We start from the raw sequence: 17,898 nt of genomic DNA, 5'->3' as shown, positions 1-17,898 counted from the left end.
GTGGGTCAGAATAAGGGTCTTGTCATGCAACAGTCTTCCGCTCGACCGATCGCTACCGGCAATAGGCTGCCCGACGGAGCCTTCCCGCTTTCGGCGGCGCAACGCGGAATTTGGTTCGCCCAGCACGTCGCAGGCGATGTCCCGATCTCGATTGCCCAGTACGTCGACCTGGCGGGATCGATCGACCTCGACCTGCTCGCCCCGGCGGCGCGCCAAGCCGGGCGCGAGTTCGGCACCGGGTATCTGCGCCTGATAGAAAGCGACGGTTATCCGTTCCAGTGCGTCGACACCACGCTCGACGATAGCGCACGCGTTGTCGACTTCCGAGGTGAGCGCGATCCCGCGGGCGCCGCTCATGCCTGGATGCGCCGCGAATACTCGGCGCCCCTCGATCTGATGAACGATCGGCTGGCCTGTGTCGTCATGCTGCGGATCGCCGACGACCGCTGGTTCTGCTACTGGCGGATGCATCACATCGCGCTGGACGGCATGGGGGTCTCGGCCATGGCGCGACGCACCGGCGAGCTCTACACCGCGGCGATCGAGGGGAGGCCGCCCCCTGCCGCACAGGCCGAGGACCTGAGGAAGATCGTCGATGCCGATCGGGAGTACCGCAGCTCCGACCGTTTCGCGGCCGACCGCGAGTATTGGCTTCGGCACCTGGACGGGATCGCCGACCCGGTGAGTCTGGCGGGCCGTATCGCCGAAGTGGACGCGCATCCCAGACGTGTGGAGGCGGCGCTGACGCAGGAAACGGCTGCGTTGCTGGCGATGGTCGCGAAGGCGGCGTCGTCCGGTGTGGCGCCTACGGTGGTCGCAACCTTCGGCGCCTATCTGGCTGCGATCACCGGCGCTCCAGAGGTGGTCTTGAGCCTGCCGGTCTCTGCGCGCACGACGGCGACGATGCGGCGCTCCGGCGGCATGATCGCCAACGTCGTCCCGGTGCGACTGAGCTTGCGGCCGACCACGACCGTCGGTGAACTGATCCGGGCAGCACAGGCCGAGCTGACCGGCGCGCTGCGGCGGCAGCGCTACCGCCAAGAGGACATCTTCCGCGACCTCGGTTGGCCGATGGACGAGGTAGCGACCTTCGGTCCGTCGGTGAATTTGATGATGCTGGACACCAGGGTTCAACTCGGTGCGGTCACCGGACGAGCGCATGTGCTGACGGCCGGGCTGATCGACGACCTCTACGTCAATCTGTATCCGGGCGTTGGGGGCGAGAGCACCCACATCGACTTCCAGGGCAACGCGAACCTGTACAGCGATACCGAATTGATCACTCACCACAGCCGATTTCTGCGGTTCCTGCGCAGGTTCCTCACCGCTGGACCGGACGCGGCACTGTCCACGATTCCCGTCGTACCCGATAACGAGCTCGCCGAACTCGCACCGGCACGCGGACCGACGGGCGTCGCGCCGCGCACGCTCCCCGAAATTCTCGCCGCGGGTGCGGGAATCGACCCCGAAGCGATCGCTGTCCACAGCGGGTCGGCTCGGCTGACCTACCGCCAAGTGGACGAATACACCAACCGGCTGGCACGCATCCTGATCGCCGCCGGTGCCGGGCCGGAACGCGGTGTGGCGATCTCGATTCCGCGCTCGATCGATTCCGTGCTCGCGATGCTCGCCGTGGCCAAGACAGGCGCCGCATTCGTGCCGATCGACCCGAACTACCCTTCCGGCCGGATCGAGCACATGGTCGACGACAGCGGCGTCGGCATCGGCCTTACCGTAACGACCGCGCGAAGTCTGCTTCCGAATCGGGTGAACTGGCTGATCCTCGACGAGGACGAGACCGGCCGGGACATCGCGGAGCGAAGTGCGGCCGCGGTCGACGATAGGGTGCGGCACGCTGCGGTGCTCTTGGATCAGGCCGCCTACATGATCTACACGTCGGGGTCGACCGGATTGCCCAAAGGCGTGATGGTCACACACCGGGGCTTGGCGAATCTGGTCGCAAACTCCGCGCAGGGTTTCGGTGTCGCCGCGGATTCCGTGATGGCCCACGTTGTTTCGCCGAGCTTCGATATTTCGGTCGAAGAGATCCTGGTCAGCTTCGCCGCCGGTGCGACGCTCGTCGTTGTTCCGCCATCGGCGTACGGCGGTGAAGAGATGGCGGCGGTTCTGCGCGCGGAAGGTGTGTCCCACCTGGACGCCACACCGGCGGTCGTGGGAACCCTCGACCCGGCGACACTACCCAGCCTGCGCACTGTCGTTGTCGGTGGTGAGAGCTGCCCGGGCGAGTTGGTGGCCAGGTGGTCCGGTCGTGCTGTGCTCAACGGGTACGGGCCCACCGAGACCACGGTCACGGCGACGTTGAGCGACGCGTTGAGACCCGCTGGGCCGGTTACGATCGGAAGTCCGGCTCGCGGTTTCTCAGCGGTCGTGCTCGATTCCTGGTTGCGGCCGGTGGCTCCCGGGACGATCGGGGAGCTCTACCTCGCCGGGGCGGGTGTGGCGCGCGGCTACCATCAGCGTAAAGGCCTCACTGCCTGCCGATTCGTAGCGAACCCTTACGCGTGCGGCGAGCGGATGTACCGCACCGGAGACTTGGCTCGCTGGACCAAGAGTTCCGGGAGATTGGAGCTGGAGCATCAGGGCCGCAGCGACTTTCAGGTGAAGGTGCGCGGCTTCCGTATCGAGCTCGACGAAATCGATGCTGTTCTGCGACAGCACCCCGGCGTCGACTTCGTGGTTACCCTCGGCAAGGAGACCGACTCGGGTTCCACCGCGCTGGTGTCGTACGTGCTGCCCGAACCGGGCGTCAAGGTCTCTGTGGACGCGTTGAAAGCGGCTGCGGACAAGGCGCTTCCGGCCTACATGGTGCCCGCCGCGGTGGTAATACTGGACCGTCTTCCGCTGACACCGCTGGGCAAGGTGGATCGCACGGCACTGCCAGAACCAGAGTTCGGCTCGGACGCGCCTGTGGGCAGACCACCTTCGACGCCACGGGAGCAGGCGCTGGCCGCGCTGTTCGCCGAGGTTCTCGGGCTGGATTCGGTGGCCGTCGACGCGAGCTTCTTCGCACTCGGTGGCGACAGCATCTCGGCCATTCAACTGGTCTCGAAGGCGAAGTCCGCCGGGATCGGCTTCAGCGCACGATATGTATTCGAGCGCAAGACCGTTGCCGCTCTCGCCTCGGTGGCCACCGAGGCGCACACTCCGGTGGCGCGCGAGCTGCCCGGCGGTGGCGTCGGCGCCGTCGGACTCACACCGATCGTGCACGCGATGCTGGACCAAGGACAGACCTGGCGCAGGCTCGGCCAGGCGGTCTTGGTCGGTCTACCGGCCGACGTGGACCACACACGATTGGTCGAGGCCGTGCAAGTGCTCCTCGACCATCACGATCTACTGCGCTCCTCGATGCGAAACACCGACCACGGCTGGGAATGGGTTGTCGCGCCAGCCGGTGCGGTCGAGGCAGGCACGTTGGTGGACATCGTGAGCGCCGATCGCAACGGCGATCCGCCGTTCGATGACGAATTGCAGGCTGCCGCGGATCTGCTCGATCCGGAGGCCGGAGTCGTCGCACGCTTCGTGCTGATCGAACGAGCGGATGCTCCTTCCTTGTGCTGGATCGTGCTGCATCACCTGGTGATCGACGCGGTGTCGTGGCGCACTCTGCTGCCGGATCTGGCGACCGCGGCCATGGGCCTCGCCCTGGCTCCGGTCGGTACCTCGTTTCGGCGTTGGGCGCACGGACAACTCGAGCATGCGGCAGGTCGGAGCGCCGAACTGTCGGTCTGGCAGAACGTTTTGGCGACGCCCGATCCGCCGATCGGCACGGGTGCTCGGGACCCGGCGCTCGACGTCGCCGCCACCGCGGGGACTTTTCGGACCATCGTCGTTCCGGATGTCGCGAACTCGGTACTCACCACGGTGCCGGACCTTTTCCACTGCGGTGCCGACGATGTGCTGCTGACCGCGCTCGCGATGGCGGTATGCCGCTGGCGCTATCGAAGGTCATTGCTTCTCAGCGTGGAGGGCCACGGACGCACGGAGGCCGTCCTGCCCGGCGCCGATGTCGCCCGCACCGTGGGCTGGTTCACCTCGGTCCATCCGATCGCCATCGATCTGACGGGCATCGACCTCGCAGACGCTTTCACCGGTGGCCCCGCGGCGGGCGCCGCGATCAAGACCACGAAGCAACAGTTACGCGCGGTGCCCGACAAGGGTGTCGGCTTCGGCATGCTCCGGTATCTGAACGCCGACACCAAGAATGCGCTCATGGACGCGCCGACCCCGCAGATCAGCTTCAACTATTTGGGCCGGGTGCCGACCGACAGCGAGGCCGGGGCCTGGTTGCCGCGACGCTTCGCGGCAACGCTGGACGAGCGAGCGCCGCTGGCCGCAGTCGTCGATATCAATGCCGCCCTGACCGACGCCGGGCTGGAAGTGACGTGGGCGTACGCAGCTCGGCTGCTCGCGGCCGTAGACGTCGAAGAGCTCGCCGATCTCTGGGCAGCCGCGCTGCGGGCACTGGTCGATCACAGCGGCAGCCCAGGAGCCGGAGGACACACTCCTTGCGACTTGGACCTCGTCGCGGTGACGCAGGCACAGATCGACGCCTGGGATCGCACCTATCCGACTCTCACCGATGTCTGGCCGCTGTCACCATTGCAACATGGCCTGCTCTTCCATGCGCTGTACGATCCCGAAGGCGCCGACGTCTATACGGTGCAGTCGCTACTCACGCTGACGGGCACCGTCGACACCGCGCGACTACGCTCCGCCGCGCAGACGCTGGTGGCACGGCACGACATCCTGCGGGTCGCGTTCGTGGAGACCGATGAAGGGCCCCGCCAACTCGTCGTCACCGACGCCGACATCTGCTGGCGGGAGATCGACCTGACCGGAATCGCCGAAGCCGAGCAACGACAGCGAGAACTCGACCGGGTGATCGCCCTGGACGCGGGCAGCCGGTTCGAATTGACCCGCCCGCCGCTCGTGCGCTGCACGCTCGTGCGTACCGCTCCCGCGCAGTACCGGTTCGTGCTGACCAACCATCACCTTGTACTGGACGGCTGGTCGACGGCGCTGCTGGTGCGGGAATTACTCACGCTCTATGCCACTGCGGGCGACACCTCCGCGCTGCCGCCCGCGCACTCCTACCGCGAATTCCTCTCCTGGCTGCGCCAGCAGGATCATGCTGCGTCGACCGCCGCGTGGGCACAGTACTTGGCAGGTATCGACATCCCGACACGGGCGGTCTCGACATCGACCCGGACGGAGGCGACAGGGACCGGGACGGTGTCCGCCGACCTGTCCCAGGACATCGTCGCACGTCTGCAAATGGCCGCGCGCGATTCGGGCACCACGACGAACACGATAGTGCAGGCGGGTTGGGCGATGCTGCTGGCCGTGCTGACCGGCCGATCCGACGTGGTATTCGGCGCGACGGTGTCGGGCAGGCCACCCGAGCTGCCCGGTGTCGAAGAATCGGTCGGTCTTTTCATCAATACGCTGCCGGTGCGCGTACGGTTCGATCCCGCGGAGCGGGTCGCCGACCTACTGGCTCGCATGCAGAGTGAACAGGCACGGCTGATGGATCATCAGCAAGTCGGGCTCGCTGCGATTCACAAGACGGTGGGCTTGGCCGAATTGTTCGATACGCTCACCGTTTTCGAGTCGTATCCGCTCGACCGAGGCGCGTTGTCGGTGCTGCCGGACGTCGCGGGCATGCGGGTAGTCGACATCGAGGGCACCGATGCCACGCCGTATCCGCTGAATCTCATGGTGGTTCCGCTGCCCGGCAGCGACGGGCAGGCCATGCTGCGCATCAGCGTGAAGTACCACGCCGACCAGTTCGCGCCGGAGACAGCGCGCCTACTGTTGGATCGCTTGGTCCGGCTCCTGACTCAACTCGTAGGCGACCTACAGGCAGTAGTGTCCGAGCTCCAGTGCTGCGACGACGCGGAGCGCGCCGCGCTGCTGTCGGTGCGTGGACCGGCGTCGATGCCGCCGCGAACGCTGCCCGAAATTCTCTGTGCCGGAGCACGGATCGACCACAGCGCCATCGCTGTTCGCGCGGGCGAGATAACGATGTCCTATGGCGAGCTCGACGCCTGGTCCAATCGTCTTGCCCGCGTCCTACTGCGCCGAGGCGTGCGGCCGGAAATGTCCGTCGTGCTTGCTCTCGGTCGATCGCTGGAATCGGTGGTGGCGGTGTGGGCAGTCGCCAAGACCGGCGCGGCGTTCGTATCGCTCGATCCTTGCTATCCGATCGAGCGGATCGAGCACATCCTGGCCGACTCGAAGGCGGCGCTCGGCGTGACGGTGACCCACGAGACGCTGCCGGGAACCGTCGACTGGCTGCTGCTCGATGACCTCGATACGCGCCGCCGGGTCGAGAAGGTCTCCGCAGCACCGATCACCGACGCGGAGCGTGGGAGTCCCATTCGCATCGACCACGCGGCGTACCTGATCTACACCTCGGGTTCCACCGGCGAACCCAAGGCTGTGCTGGTCAGCCATCGCGGGCTCGCGAATCTGGTGGCCGCCTTGATCGACTCACTGGAGTTGGATCCGTCGGCCGGCGTGCTGCATGTGGCGTCACCGAGCTTCGACGCGTCGATCTTCGAACTGCTGACAGCACATGGCGCGGGCGGCGAACTCGTGATCGCGCCGCCTGACGTATGTGCGGGCGGAGAGCTGGATCGACTGCTGCGCGCCGAACGGGTCACCCACGCGTCGATCACGCCGTCGGTACTGGCCACGATGGATCCTGACGGACTCGATGACCTGCGGGTGCTTGCTGTGGGGGGCGAGCCCGCGAGGGCTGAACTGATCGAGCGGTGGTCGACCGAGCGTCGGATGGTGAACCTGTACGGTCCGACAGAGTTCAGCACTTGGGCGACCTGTCACCGCGATCTCGCCGCGGCAGCACCGATCACCATCGGCGGGCCGATCCGCGGCGCCGCGACCATGGTGCTCGACACCTGGTTGCGTCCAGTGCCGGTCGGCGTCGCCGGTGAACTGTACCTGGCCGGTCCCGCGCTCGCCCGCGGCTATTTCGGCCGTTTCGAGTCGACCGCGACACACTTCGTCGCCGATCCCTACGGCCAGCCGGGGGAGCGGATGTACCGCACCGGAGACATGGTGCGATGGGTCATCGGGACCGACCATACATACGAGCTGGAGTTCTTGGGCCGCAACGACTTCCAGGTGAAGATTCACGGCCTACGGATCGAACTCGGCGAGATCGATTCCGTGCTGTGCCGCGATGAACAGGTCGAGTACGCAGTGACGATGGGCCGCGCCGGGCCGACGGGGGCGACCGTATTGGTGTCGTATGTGCTGCCTGCCGATGGTATCGCGGTCGACGTCGCGCACCTGCGTATGGTCGCGACCGCTGCCCTGCCCGCGTACATGGTCCCTTCCGTATTCGTCGTGCTCGATACGATTCCGCTCAACGCGGTCGGCAAGCTCGATCGGAATGCCTTGCCGACACCTGAATTCACGGACGGGCAGACCGAGTACCGACCACCCTCGACACCGACCGAAGCAATTCTCGCCGACATCTGCGCGGAGCTGCTCGGTGTCGACAAAGTCGGCGCCGACGATTCTTTCTTCGTTCTCGGCGGCGACAGTATCCTCGCTCTCCAGCTGGTATCCAGGGCCGAGCGGCGGGGCGTCCACTGCACGCCGTTTCAGGTGTTCCAGCACCGCACCATCGCCGCATTGGCCGCGGCCGCCGGGCGCATGGCCGATGAGCTGCCTCCAGTCGACGCCGGAGCTATGCTCGACGTCGTGTGGCCGATCCGGCTCGACGGCAGCGAACCCGCGCTGTTCTGCGTGTCCCCGTCCTCCGGAGTCGCCTGGCCCTACTCGGGATTCGCGGATGTGCTGTCGCAGGGCAGGCCGATCTATGGGCTACAGGCACCGGGCCTGGGCGGCGGCGAAGCGCTGGCGCGATCGATCGAAGAGTTGGTCGACCGGTACATCCACGAGATCCGGATCCTGCAGCCGACGGGTCCCTACCACCTGCTCGGGTGGTCGTTCGGCGGGCTCGTCGCGCACGCGATCGCCGCGAAGTTGCGGAACGCCGGTGAGCATGTAGGACTTCTTGCGCTACTCGACACGGACTCCGCGGACATCGATGGTGACAGCATCGAGCAGCTTTCTGCTGGCGGCTTCGTCGGTACTTTCGGCCCGATGTTGGGTATTCGTGGTGTGCCCGCCGATGCGTCCGCGGAAGATGCCGCCGATCTGATTCGTACCCAGCTGGGCGGTGTTTCGCCGATCGACGCGGGCACAATCGAGCGTCTGACGCGGTGGTACAACATAGTGGCACACATCAGAACCGGATATCGTCGTCCCGTATTCGACGGGGACGCGGTGTATTTCAGTGCGACCGTCGACGCTTCCGACAACTTGGGCCCCGGTGGATGGCAACCCTACGTGACCGGCGAGATCGTCGATCACGATATCGGAGTCACCCACGACGAACTGACCGCACGACACGTGTTGCCGATCATCGCGCGCGTACTCGACGAGCATTTGGCCGGTCGAAGATGAACCTCCAAGGCAGGCCGGTATGTCGCGGCAGCTCGCGGAGATGGGTTGGGTGACGTCGAAGCGTGCCGAGATGTCGCAGGCTGATGCGCGGCGTCGCGGGCCACCGCGTCGAAAATAAAGCGCTTGCCAGCAGATCGACACTGCCCGAGCCGATTTGAGCGAGCGCGGGTTTCGCGTGCTCGTGGAGGTCCGGGTCCGCGGAACAGTCATGACTGACTGTCGATCAGTGTGACGCAGGCGGGATGCTCTGCTCGTACTGGAAAACGTTGTGGGGGTCGTACTTCGCTTTGATCCTGCGCAGCTGCTCGAAGTGCTGTCTGCCCCAGTAGGCGGTTCCCCACTCTTGCATTCCGACGTTCGGCACGTTGACGTAGGCGCCGTCCGCGTAGGGCCGCAGCGCCTGGCTGAACTCAGCGGTCCAGGCCTGGGCCTGCGAGGTCAGCGGGTCGCTGACGCCTGGTTGTGTTGAACGAGTCCCCCAACCCGCGCCGATCTCACCGTAGAAGAGCGCGTCGCGATGGGCGAACGCCGTGCCGCCGGGGGGTTCCGTCTTGATCGCCCCACCGAAGGCATCGACGAAGTAGTTGCTCTCCTCTGTCGGAGCGTTTCGCATGAAGTCGCCGATGATGTCGACCGCCTTCTTCGGGAACGGCTCTTTGACGAACTGCGAGAAGAACTTCCAGTTCGCGGGCTCTTGCGGGAGCGGGACCTGGGCTCCCGCGAAAATATCGCCCCAGTTACCGACCTGCACCGTGACATCGGGCGTGCCGACCGACAGGATCGCAGCCAGCATCTCTGTGGCCTGTGCCGCCGCCCCCTCCACAAGCCACGCGGACAGCAGGATCTGGGACTTGTGGACCTCGAGCTCGGATCCCAGACGGCTGTCGGCGGACGGTACCGTACGCTGCCACGCCTCGAAGACCCCGTACAGGTCCCCGAGTCCATCCCATGTCGCCTGCACATTGGCCAGACGCTCGAGCGGATACACCTTGTAGGTGAGTTGGGTGACGATCCCGAAGTTGCCGTTGCCCGCGCCGCGAAGCGCCCAGAGCAGATCCGAGTGGTGCTGCGAGTCCGCGTTGATCACCTCGGCGCAGTCGTCACCCGACGCGACGACGACCTCGGCCGCCATCAGGCTGTCGCAGGCCATGCCGAGCCAGCGGTTGAGCGGCCCGAGGCCCCCGCCGAGCGTCGCACCGCACGCGCTTACGCTGCCCTCGCTTCCGGTTGTGATCGCAAAATTCTGCTTCGCGAGCGTCGTCACCGCTTCCAGCTGGGTCAGCCCGGCCCCGACCGTCGCTATTCGAGCGCCAGGGTCGATCCGGACGGACTTCAGCCGGCTGACGTCGATCACGATGCCGTTGTCGACGTTCGACCAGCCCTCGAGGGCGTGGCGGCCGCTGCGTACCCGCAACGCGACGTTGTGCTGCCGCGCCCACGTCAGGGCGTTCACCACGTCCTGGGTGTCCTGCGCGAAGACGATGACCAGCGGATAGTGAGAAAAGAGCTGGTCCCAGCCGAGTCGGGCCTCCGTATACGACACGTCACCGGGTCGGACGATGTGGCCGGTCAACGTCGCGGGCGGGCATCCCGGGCGTTTTCGCGGGGCGCTTGCGTTTGCAATATCCGCGTCTGCGGCTGTGAGGCCCGAAACAACGACTGCTCCTACGCCGGCGGCCGTCGACGTCCTGAGCAGGTCACGGCGAGAAAGATCACTCAAGTCCAGGTCCTCTCGATCGGGCTATGCCAATACCGGGCTCCCAATTGAACTCTTACGCGCCAACCGCCGGGCAGTCCTTCGTGGTCGATTCCCGAACGGTAACCGGGTGACGTGGCGGTGTGTCCCGACACGCCAATCGAGACGATCACAACCGCCCCAAGGCGTGACTCACTGCCGAACCCTACCAGCCTATTACCGGTTCAGGCTGCTGAGGAATTCGCGGTACAGCTTTTGGCGGCTCTCCCTTGCCGCCTCGGATGCGGCCAGCTGGCTACTTCGGTTCGACTCGGCTCGTGGCCACAAGGCGCCTCAAGATTCGGACTACGGCCGTGGCGGTTACGCGCGTCCCCTTGGCGTGTTACTCAGCGTCCAGAGACGGAGCTGCCCGACAGGCGTGGCTCATTAGGCTGGCTGGGTGGAGTTCACAACGGATTTCGAGCGTGGTGGGTGGCTGCTCGCGCGCGTCGGCGAACACGGGGTCGGCGGCGTCGCTGGTACCGGCTTCGAGGCTTATGCGCGGATCCTGCACCCGGTCGAGGCGACCCGCCGCGATGTCACGGTCACCGACGAGTGGGGCAATCCCGAGATCGTGGAGGAGGCGATGTGGCCGTGGGCCCAGGTCGCCGTGCGCAACGGCAGAGTGATGCATCCGCTGGTGCAGTGGCGCAACCTCACCGACGGTGAGGACGAAGCGGCGATGTCGTTCGATGACGGCTGGAGAGTCGGCCAGACCGTCGAGGGGTGGTTCGACCCGAGCCTGCTGGCCGCGCTCACAGTCCACCTTCGCGCAGCCACCGAGGCCCCGGAAGAGGTGACGGCTGGAGTGTGGAATGGATTCGGCGAGCTGAACGCATCCTCGGGTACGGTGTTCGTCGCGTCCACCGACGGCGATCCGCAGAACCTCGAGCGCGAGCGAGCTCGAATCGACGCCGAGCTGGCAGCCTCTGTCGCGCCACAGGTCAGACGAGCGGTCCGGACAGGACCTTTCCTACAGTGGCCGGGACGCGACTTCCTGCTGTTCGACACAAGTCTCCCCGAACTCGCCGACCCCAGCTGGGTGCATGCGGCGGGCCTGGGATGGACGACCGACTTCCCCGGAGTGACGCCACAGCTGCTCTGGCCCGCCGACCACGCCTGGGTCGTGGCCAGCGAGATCGACTTCGACTCCACGATCGTCGCCGGCTCACGGGCTCTGATCGACGCGGTTGTGGCCGACGACCGTTTCGAGGCCTTCGAGGTCGCCGAGCAGTCGGATCTGAGCTGGTACGGCGACACGATCAACCCCGCGCCGAAGGACTGAGATGTCGCGTGAGTTCGACCAGGGCGTGCAACCGAGGTGCACGACGATCTCACGAACAGGGCGGCATTACTCAAGGAGTCGGCGGCCGCACGCCTCACGACGGCTCAGTAGTACACGCGAGGAGCAGTGACCGGACGGCGATCGAAGATTGCACCCACGCCGACACCCACGGTCCACTTGCCGAGCATCCGACCTCCGCGCGCCCAGCCGGAGGCAAGAAGGTGTCGTGAGCCGGAATATGTTGTTGCGCAGGCAAGCCTGACGCTGGGTCGCCCAGGAGGGAGGTGGCGAACCCCAGCGTGCGCAGCTGTCCTCTGCGCTGTCACGAGCCTCGCAGCAGGTCTGGAGACGGCAGGCATGATAGATCCGACCTACTCGTATGTTCCTGAAACGGCCGTTCACACGTTTCGTGGTGTGCCGCGGGGTTGGGCCTGGCGGGTGGTGTCGGCCAGCCATCCGCCAGACCCAACACCTCCAGTCTGGAGAACATCCGTTCTCAGACGCCGAGAGTTTGCAGGAGTTTGCGGGTTCAAAAAGTTCACAGCTTTCGACGCCGATTTCTCGGGCTCAGTCCCAGGGAGTCGGCCCGGTCCGCGACCTCAGGCTGCGAGTGCTCTCGCTGGGACGGGCACGATTCCGACCCTGGCCGCATATGCGTGTGGTTTCTGGGTAAAGGCATGTTTGGTGGTCACCACGGCCGCCACGTCGGCGCCGTGCCTGGTGTGCGCGGTTCCGCCGAACCGCTGTACGTCTAGCGCGATCGTTGCGGTATGGCCTGATTTGCAACACAATTCGGTGGTGGCCACCCCGACGCAATCCCGATGTGGTGAACGCCAACCGCGCTCCTGCCGCAGCCTGGGATCGGACTTTGTTGTACCGCAGACACATTCGAACTGTGATTCCCTAATGCCGCGACCAGGTCGCCAATCGCAAACGGATTCGTCTTGGCACTCATCGGCGAATGGCTCGAATCTTTGGGAGACCCAAGCTGGTCGTGGCGGCCGACTGCCGAGGCCGACGCTGGACCTCGTCAACTGACCTGCAGTCGCCGAGACTGCCTGCCGGAATCGACCGCCACGCCCTGCCCCGTTGGAGCGCGCTGTACCGGATCGAAGCTCGCGTGCCACCGAGTGCGAGGCACGGGCATCAGTTCATGCGGGGGTGGGGTTGAACTCGGCGGTGACGCGGTCCACGAAGTTCTTGGCTTCGGGGCTGTCGTGGTCGGTGGGCAGCTCCACGGGCTGCCCGTTGAGCGGCACGGTCGCCGGCCGATGGTTCGCCAGTACCTTTCCGGCACCGTCGCCGAGCGGTAGACCGGCCAAGGCCGAGACGCGGTTTATCACGGCGTCGGTGCCGACCGGCGGGAGGGCTACGACGCCCTGCGGCCACTGCACGCCTCCGATTTCGAAGAACTCATGGTAGCCGCCTATGTGCTGGTACCCGACCTGCGCAAAGTACAAATCATCCGGCGTCGAGCCTTGCGTTTGATTGATCTCATTGTTGAACGTGCCGTGGAACACGCCGCTGGTGGGGTCGAAGTGTGCGTATTGGCCTGATACGGATGCCTGTATCTTGAGCACTTCGAACAGAACCTGCATACCACCGGGGGCAGGCTGGTTGTTCTTGGAGTAGAGAGCCTTGGCGCCATCGATATCGGGCGGGTTCCACATGTGCGGGACGATGTCGAGGTCGTTGGCGTAGCGCCGTACTCGTTGCAGGCGTTGGGTGGTGTAGTTGACGAATTCCTGATTGCAGAAACTCGGTCCGGCGGTCGAGAGCACACTGATCTTGGCTTTTTCGGAATTGTCCCAAAGCCACTGGGTGTCGCGCAGGAACAGCGCGAACGTGAGTGACAGGGCACCGCCGAGGCTGTGGCCGGTGACGGTCAGGTCGATCGCCTTGTCGCCGAGCGAGCTCAGGAACTCGGGCAACGTGTGACCGGCGCCGGGACGCTGGCCTGAGGGTTTGATACCGAGGAGGGTTTTCACCCCGATGGCGGTGCCGATCGTGTGCCAGGCGGCATTATTCGCGAACCACGGCGTCTGGAGAATGAAGGAGTCCTCGACGAGCCAGTCGAACACCAGTGCGTCGGTGCTGCCGGCCATCGCGATCACGTACCGGGAGCGATCCTCGGTGCTTCGCACCATGTACAGGGCGTTGACCGCGTACAAGTCGGTGTCGAACAGCGCGACTCCCGGACCCCAGACGATCTCCCACCCTCCGATGACGTCCCGGTTGGTGTCGAGATACTGCTGGATCTTTTGAGAGAGGGTGTCCTCCAGGTCGCCGTCTTCTTTGCTGATGCTGTTGACCAGATTCGCGTACTCGCACAGCTGGTATGTGATCTTGTCTTGCAGAGACGGCTCATTGATCGTCGTGGATTGTGCAGTCATGTACCGCTCCTTACCGTATGGGTTTCATCCGAAACAGAGAGGAGAAAGCGGTGACGCGAATTCACACGCCGCGTCCGCATCGGGGACAGAACATCCCGGACCGGTAGCTGTGTATAGGAGTCTAGACGACCCACCACACATGCGGGCGAATAACCTGCCTGCCCAGGATTTGACGCTCGCCCGCCGAAGGGAGGCCGGTCCGCGCGGTCACGAGGGACGCTGGTAGCCGTCCCTTGGAGCTCTAGCACGAATACGCGGATCTCCATCTGCCACCGTTCCGGCGCGCGCAAGGTGGAAGTTGCGATTCGATAGAGGGACGAGTTGGGGGGCGAAGATGATCGTCTCCGGGCGCGACAAGGCCCGGCTCGACGCGGCGGCCGGCGAACTCGGGCATCGGGTGTGCGGCCGTGATGCCGCCGCCTGAGCTGCGGCGGCGTCACCGGGCAGCAGGTCGGCTCGCCGGTGTCGAGGTGGGGGTTGTCGGGTGCCGTCGATCGCCGACCTCGACGCGGTCGGGCTGCCCGCGACCCGGTCGAGGAGGAGCGGGACCGTAAGGGGCCTCAGTGGATCCAGCAGGCCGAAGCCTACCGACGTTCGGTGACCGTACCGGGTCACCCTGCAGTTCATTGCCATTGCCGGACTGTGCGCCGCGCGGCATCACTTTGAGGGTTTTCGGTCACATTCCCTGGTTATGTGACCACAACATTCAATCGAACGTTCAAAGTTACGATCGGAGAGTGTGAACCTACGGTCAGAGCCTCCCCTCCGGCGCAACCAACGCACCGCAGACTTCGTGTTGACCATGGACGAGATCAGAGCGGTGACGGCTTTTGCCATGACCTCGGCAGAGCAGGTACTCCCGCTGTTCGAGGCATGTCACCCCGATGACAGCAGACCCCGCGACGCACTCGCCGCCGCAGCCGCGTTCGTCCACGGAGACCACCGCTCTCGCGCCCAGCGTGTGACGGCACCTGCTGCCCACCGTGCTGGGCGAGAAGCGGCGGCGCCCGTGGCGTTTCACGCCGCGATGGCCGCGGGCGATGCGGCCGCGTCGGCGTACTTGCATCCGTTGGCGGATGCCGTTCAGGTCAACCACATTCTGCGCGCGTCTGCGCACACCATCCGAGTGTTCGAGCTGTGCCCCAGCGAGGAGTACGGCGACTCGGTCGAGCGCATCGCCGACCTCGCCACGCCACTGTTGATCGACGTCCTCCGCCGTTATCCGCGGATCGGCGCCGGCGCGAACCGGGTCAGCCGGCTCGTGCACCAGCTCGACAACCGCCTGCGAGATGGGCACACCCCGTCACCGCGGCACAAGCGAGGGTCGGAGCGGCGATGATCCTGCCCAAGGTCCGAGACCCCCGGATGGTGACGATCCGTCGGGGTGGCTGCTTGACCGATGCCGACCATCAGCTGCTCGCGCTGTGGGCGGCGGCATGCGCCGAGCACGTTCTCGGCCATTTCGAGCACGAACGGCCTGACGATCCACGCCCACGAGACGCCATCGCCGCCGCCAGAGCGTGGGCGCGAGGCGATATGCCGATGATGCAGGCCCGGGCAGCAGGCGGACACGCGATGGGCGCCGCCCGCCCGCTGACCGGCGCGGCTCGATTCGCCGCCTACGCCGCCGGACAAGCCGCATGCGTTGGACACGTCGCCGAACACGACCTCGGTGCCGCCGCCTACGCGATCAAAGCCGCTCGAAGCGCGGACCCCGGCAATCCCCGGGCAGGCCGGATCGAGCGTGACTGGCAGCGAGACCAGCTCACCGACCCCATCCGCGCCCTTGTCCTCGAAGACCAGGCCCGGCGCAACAGCATCTGCTGGTCAGTCTTCTCCGACTGAGCCACACAGCATCTCCGCTTTATCGACCGCTTGTTCTGGCAACCATCCCCGCAGTCCCGGCCTAGCGGACCTGCTTCATCCAGTCATCCAGGTCGCTGCCGCGGCGTTCGGCCAGGATCGACGCGAACTCACCGACGAGTCGGACCAGGTCCGTCATCTCGGGGCAGGCGGAGACAAGTTTGTCCAGGTGAGCCCGGCACCCGGCGGGTAGATCGGTGGGCCGACTCATGATCCAGGAGGTGAGCCGCCTCGGAGAAGGGCTGATACGTGCCACCGCGACCAGTTGACCTCGGCAGGGGCGCCACCCGGGTACCGGAACTGAAACGGCACCGCTCGACATCCACGGACGACACCACGGCCCACACGATAGTTCTCGCGCGAACAGTCCGGTCGCAACGGGCGCGAGCGCCAGGTCCGGGACGGGGTGCTGATGATGATGCGGTGGATGGTGGAGCGGCCGACGCTGGACTCTGCGGCGAGGCCGGCCAGGCTCGCGTCGGGGTCGTGGTAGCGGCGATGGATCGTTTTGCATACTGCGAGTGGCAGTTTCGGTTGTTTGCCTCGAGGCGGCCCTTGGCGCGGGCCTTCGCGGGTGCGCAGGTGGCCCAGGTTGGCTTCGAATTCGGCGACCAGTGGTACAAAGTATTGAATGGCGGCCGAGACCTCGATACTCTGGGCCCATGCTGGCCGAGTTCTTCGAAGGCGTGGTGCCAGGAAGCGGGGGTCATGGTCACGTCGGGTGATCTTCCGGGACTGGATCTACCGCATATCGACGCGCACGCCGAATTGGGTGGCCTCGGCGCCGTCGAGCTGCACCATCCCACCCAGGACATCGACCAAGACGGTCTGCTCGACAGCGTGACCATCACCGGCGACGATGCCATGCAGGTGTGGACCGACGTCGATCACGACGGCTTCGCCGATCACGTCAAGGTGGTGGAGAAGGACGGCGACTACACCGCCTGGGAGTTCCATCGACACCCGGACGGAACCTCGGAGTGGATTCGGACGGATCAGGGGCGGCTGGGCACTTGAGCGGTGCCGCCTTCCCGTTGAGGGAGGGTGCGGCAGCGCCGGGTCGGGCTATGTCGGAACTGCGCCGATACTCGTTGCACGACACCACGCGGATGGGTTGTCGATTCGGCGAAATAGCAACCCCCGTCAGCACTTTGCAGCGTCTGAAACAGCTACCAGCTGGCAGTCGGTCACCGAGATCCCATCGGCCTCCGGGCGGTGCGGCGGCATCGATCTCGTCGCGGGCGCGGAACCACCCGATCCTGTATCCCCTTAACGGCGAAACAGTTCGAACTGGTTACCATTTTGACGGCAGAACCAGGTCTTACCCAGCCCTTCTTGACCGAATTTAGCCACCCCATTCGCGACACAAGCTCCGTGAGTGGAGTAGTAGTCAACGGTTTCATCAGCCGCCGCCGTGCCAGCCGCGCCGGAGGAGAAGGCCGCGATCATCACCCCACTGATCAGATACTTCAGCATGACGGGAAGTCTATAGCGTGACACTACTGCGCCGCGCCTGAAATACATTGTCTAGGAGCAGGTTTCGTCGGTGTCGAGGACAGAGCCGTCGATGAGGACTGTGTAGACCGTGACAGCACGGTTGTTTTCGGAGTTGACACCGAACTCGGCGGCGATCTGCGAGACGGTGTAGCGGCGCTTTCCGGTCTCGTCGAGCTCGTCGTACATCGCCCGCGCCAACTGCACCTGCGGCGGGCCGAGCTTCGGCTTCTGACCGCCGGTACGGCCGCGGGCGCGGGCGGCGGCCAAACCGTCGCGGGTGCGTTCGGACATCAAGGCGTGCTCGAACTCGGCAATCGCGCTGAAGCAGCGCGAACGCTTGCTGCTCGCCGATCCCGTAGACCAGCATCAGCATCCCTTTGGCCTGCTCGATCACCGCGCGGCCGCCCTCGAAGGCGTACCGATCGGCATCAGCGTGCGGTCGGGGCTGTTCGATGTCCACACCCACCGCTACCCGCGGTGCGGCGTGCGGGAAATCCCTACCCGGGAAGCGGGAAAATCTGTATTGCGGGGTGTAGACATTCTGGAGGACGGGGTGTAGTTTCTGTGTCGTTGGAGATGAGATGTCTGGTTGGCCGGGCAGGTGA

At 65.5% G+C, this 17,898-nt stretch carries 11 protein-coding genes and 1 pseudogene; 6 read left to right on the top strand and 6 right to left on the bottom strand.

The annotated features are described in order from the left end of the window. Nucleotides 1-24 precede the first annotated feature (24 nt). On the top strand, nt 25-8,520 hold the full coding sequence (locus tag ACWEH3_RS26530) for an amino acid adenylation domain-containing protein (protein WP_450020940.1): 8,496 nt from the start codon (nt 25-27) through the stop codon (nt 8,518-8,520). A gap of 223 nt (nt 8,521-8,743) precedes the next feature. On the opposite strand, the gene ACWEH3_RS26525 is transcribed toward ACWEH3_RS26530, so the two are convergent. Continuing rightward, complete coding sequence (locus ACWEH3_RS26525) at nt 8,744-10,093, bottom strand: FAD-binding oxidoreductase (RefSeq protein WP_450020942.1); 1,350 nt, start codon at nt 10,091-10,093, stop codon at nt 8,744-8,746. Between the two features lie 562 nt (nt 10,094-10,655). Here ACWEH3_RS26525 and ACWEH3_RS26520 point away from each other — a divergent pair. Further along, complete coding sequence (locus ACWEH3_RS26520) at nt 10,656-11,540, top strand: hypothetical protein (protein WP_450020944.1); 885 nt, start codon at nt 10,656-10,658, stop codon at nt 11,538-11,540. Nucleotides 11,541-12,691: 1,151 nt separating this feature from the next. Here ACWEH3_RS26520 and ACWEH3_RS26515 read toward each other — a convergent pair. Then, entirely contained in the window at nt 12,692-13,933 is a 1,242-nt protein-coding gene (locus ACWEH3_RS26515; protein ID WP_450020946.1) for a lipase family protein, read from the bottom strand. A gap of 298 nt (nt 13,934-14,231) precedes the next feature. Between ACWEH3_RS26515 and ACWEH3_RS26510 the strand changes: the two genes are divergently transcribed. The 3 genes from ACWEH3_RS26510 to ACWEH3_RS26500 all read left to right on the top strand — a co-directional run bounded on the left by ACWEH3_RS26510 (nt 14,232) and on the right by ACWEH3_RS26500 (nt 15,778). After that, entirely contained in the window at nt 14,232-14,357 is a 126-nt protein-coding gene (locus tag ACWEH3_RS26510; RefSeq protein WP_450020948.1) for a hypothetical protein, read from the top strand. Nucleotides 14,358-14,735: 378 nt separating this feature from the next. Further along, nucleotides 14,736-15,272, top strand: a complete 537-nt coding sequence (locus ACWEH3_RS26505) for a putative immunity protein (protein WP_450020950.1) — start codon at nt 14,736-14,738, stop codon at nt 15,270-15,272. Further along, nucleotides 15,269-15,778: a putative immunity protein gene (locus ACWEH3_RS26500; RefSeq protein WP_450020952.1), complete on the top strand. Its 510-nt coding sequence runs from the start codon at nt 15,269-15,271 to the stop codon at nt 15,776-15,778. The genes ACWEH3_RS26505 and ACWEH3_RS26500 overlap by 4 nt, the downstream gene beginning before the upstream one ends. A 61-nt stretch (nt 15,779-15,839) precedes the next feature. Here ACWEH3_RS26500 and ACWEH3_RS26495 read toward each other — a convergent pair whose 3' ends face one another. Continuing rightward, nucleotides 15,840-16,007, bottom strand: a complete 168-nt coding sequence (locus tag ACWEH3_RS26495; RefSeq protein ID WP_450020954.1) for a hypothetical protein — start codon at nt 16,005-16,007, stop codon at nt 15,840-15,842. A gap of 497 nt (nt 16,008-16,504) precedes the next feature. Here ACWEH3_RS26495 and ACWEH3_RS26490 point away from each other — a divergent pair, with 497 nt between their 5' ends. Further along, entirely contained in the window at nt 16,505-16,813 is a 309-nt protein-coding gene (locus ACWEH3_RS26490) for a DUF6802 family protein (protein ID WP_450020956.1), read from the top strand. Nucleotides 16,814-17,065: 252 nt separating this feature from the next. Here the strand turns inward: ACWEH3_RS26490 and ACWEH3_RS26485 are convergent, their stop codons facing one another. From ACWEH3_RS26485 to ACWEH3_RS26475, 3 genes and pseudogenes are all read right to left on the bottom strand, one after another. Further along, nucleotides 17,066-17,272 (bottom strand): hypothetical protein, encoded by a 207-nt coding sequence (locus ACWEH3_RS26485; RefSeq protein WP_450020958.1) that lies wholly within the window; start codon nt 17,270-17,272, stop codon nt 17,066-17,068. A gap of 51 nt (nt 17,273-17,323) precedes the next feature. After that, nucleotides 17,324-17,584, bottom strand: coding sequence for a hypothetical protein (locus tag ACWEH3_RS26480; protein WP_450020960.1), 261 nt, complete (start codon nt 17,582-17,584; stop codon nt 17,324-17,326). 28 nt (nt 17,585-17,612) lie between these two features. Further along, nucleotides 17,613-17,696, bottom strand: a pseudogene (locus tag ACWEH3_RS26475) (ANTAR domain-containing protein); the annotation flags it as partial. Nucleotides 17,697-17,898 lie beyond the last annotated feature (202 nt).

The sequence above is a fragment of the Nocardia sp. NPDC004718 genome (assembly GCF_053601535.1).
The sequence above is the reverse complement of the archived record's forward strand: the minus strand, read 5'-3'. Positions and strand labels throughout refer to the sequence as shown.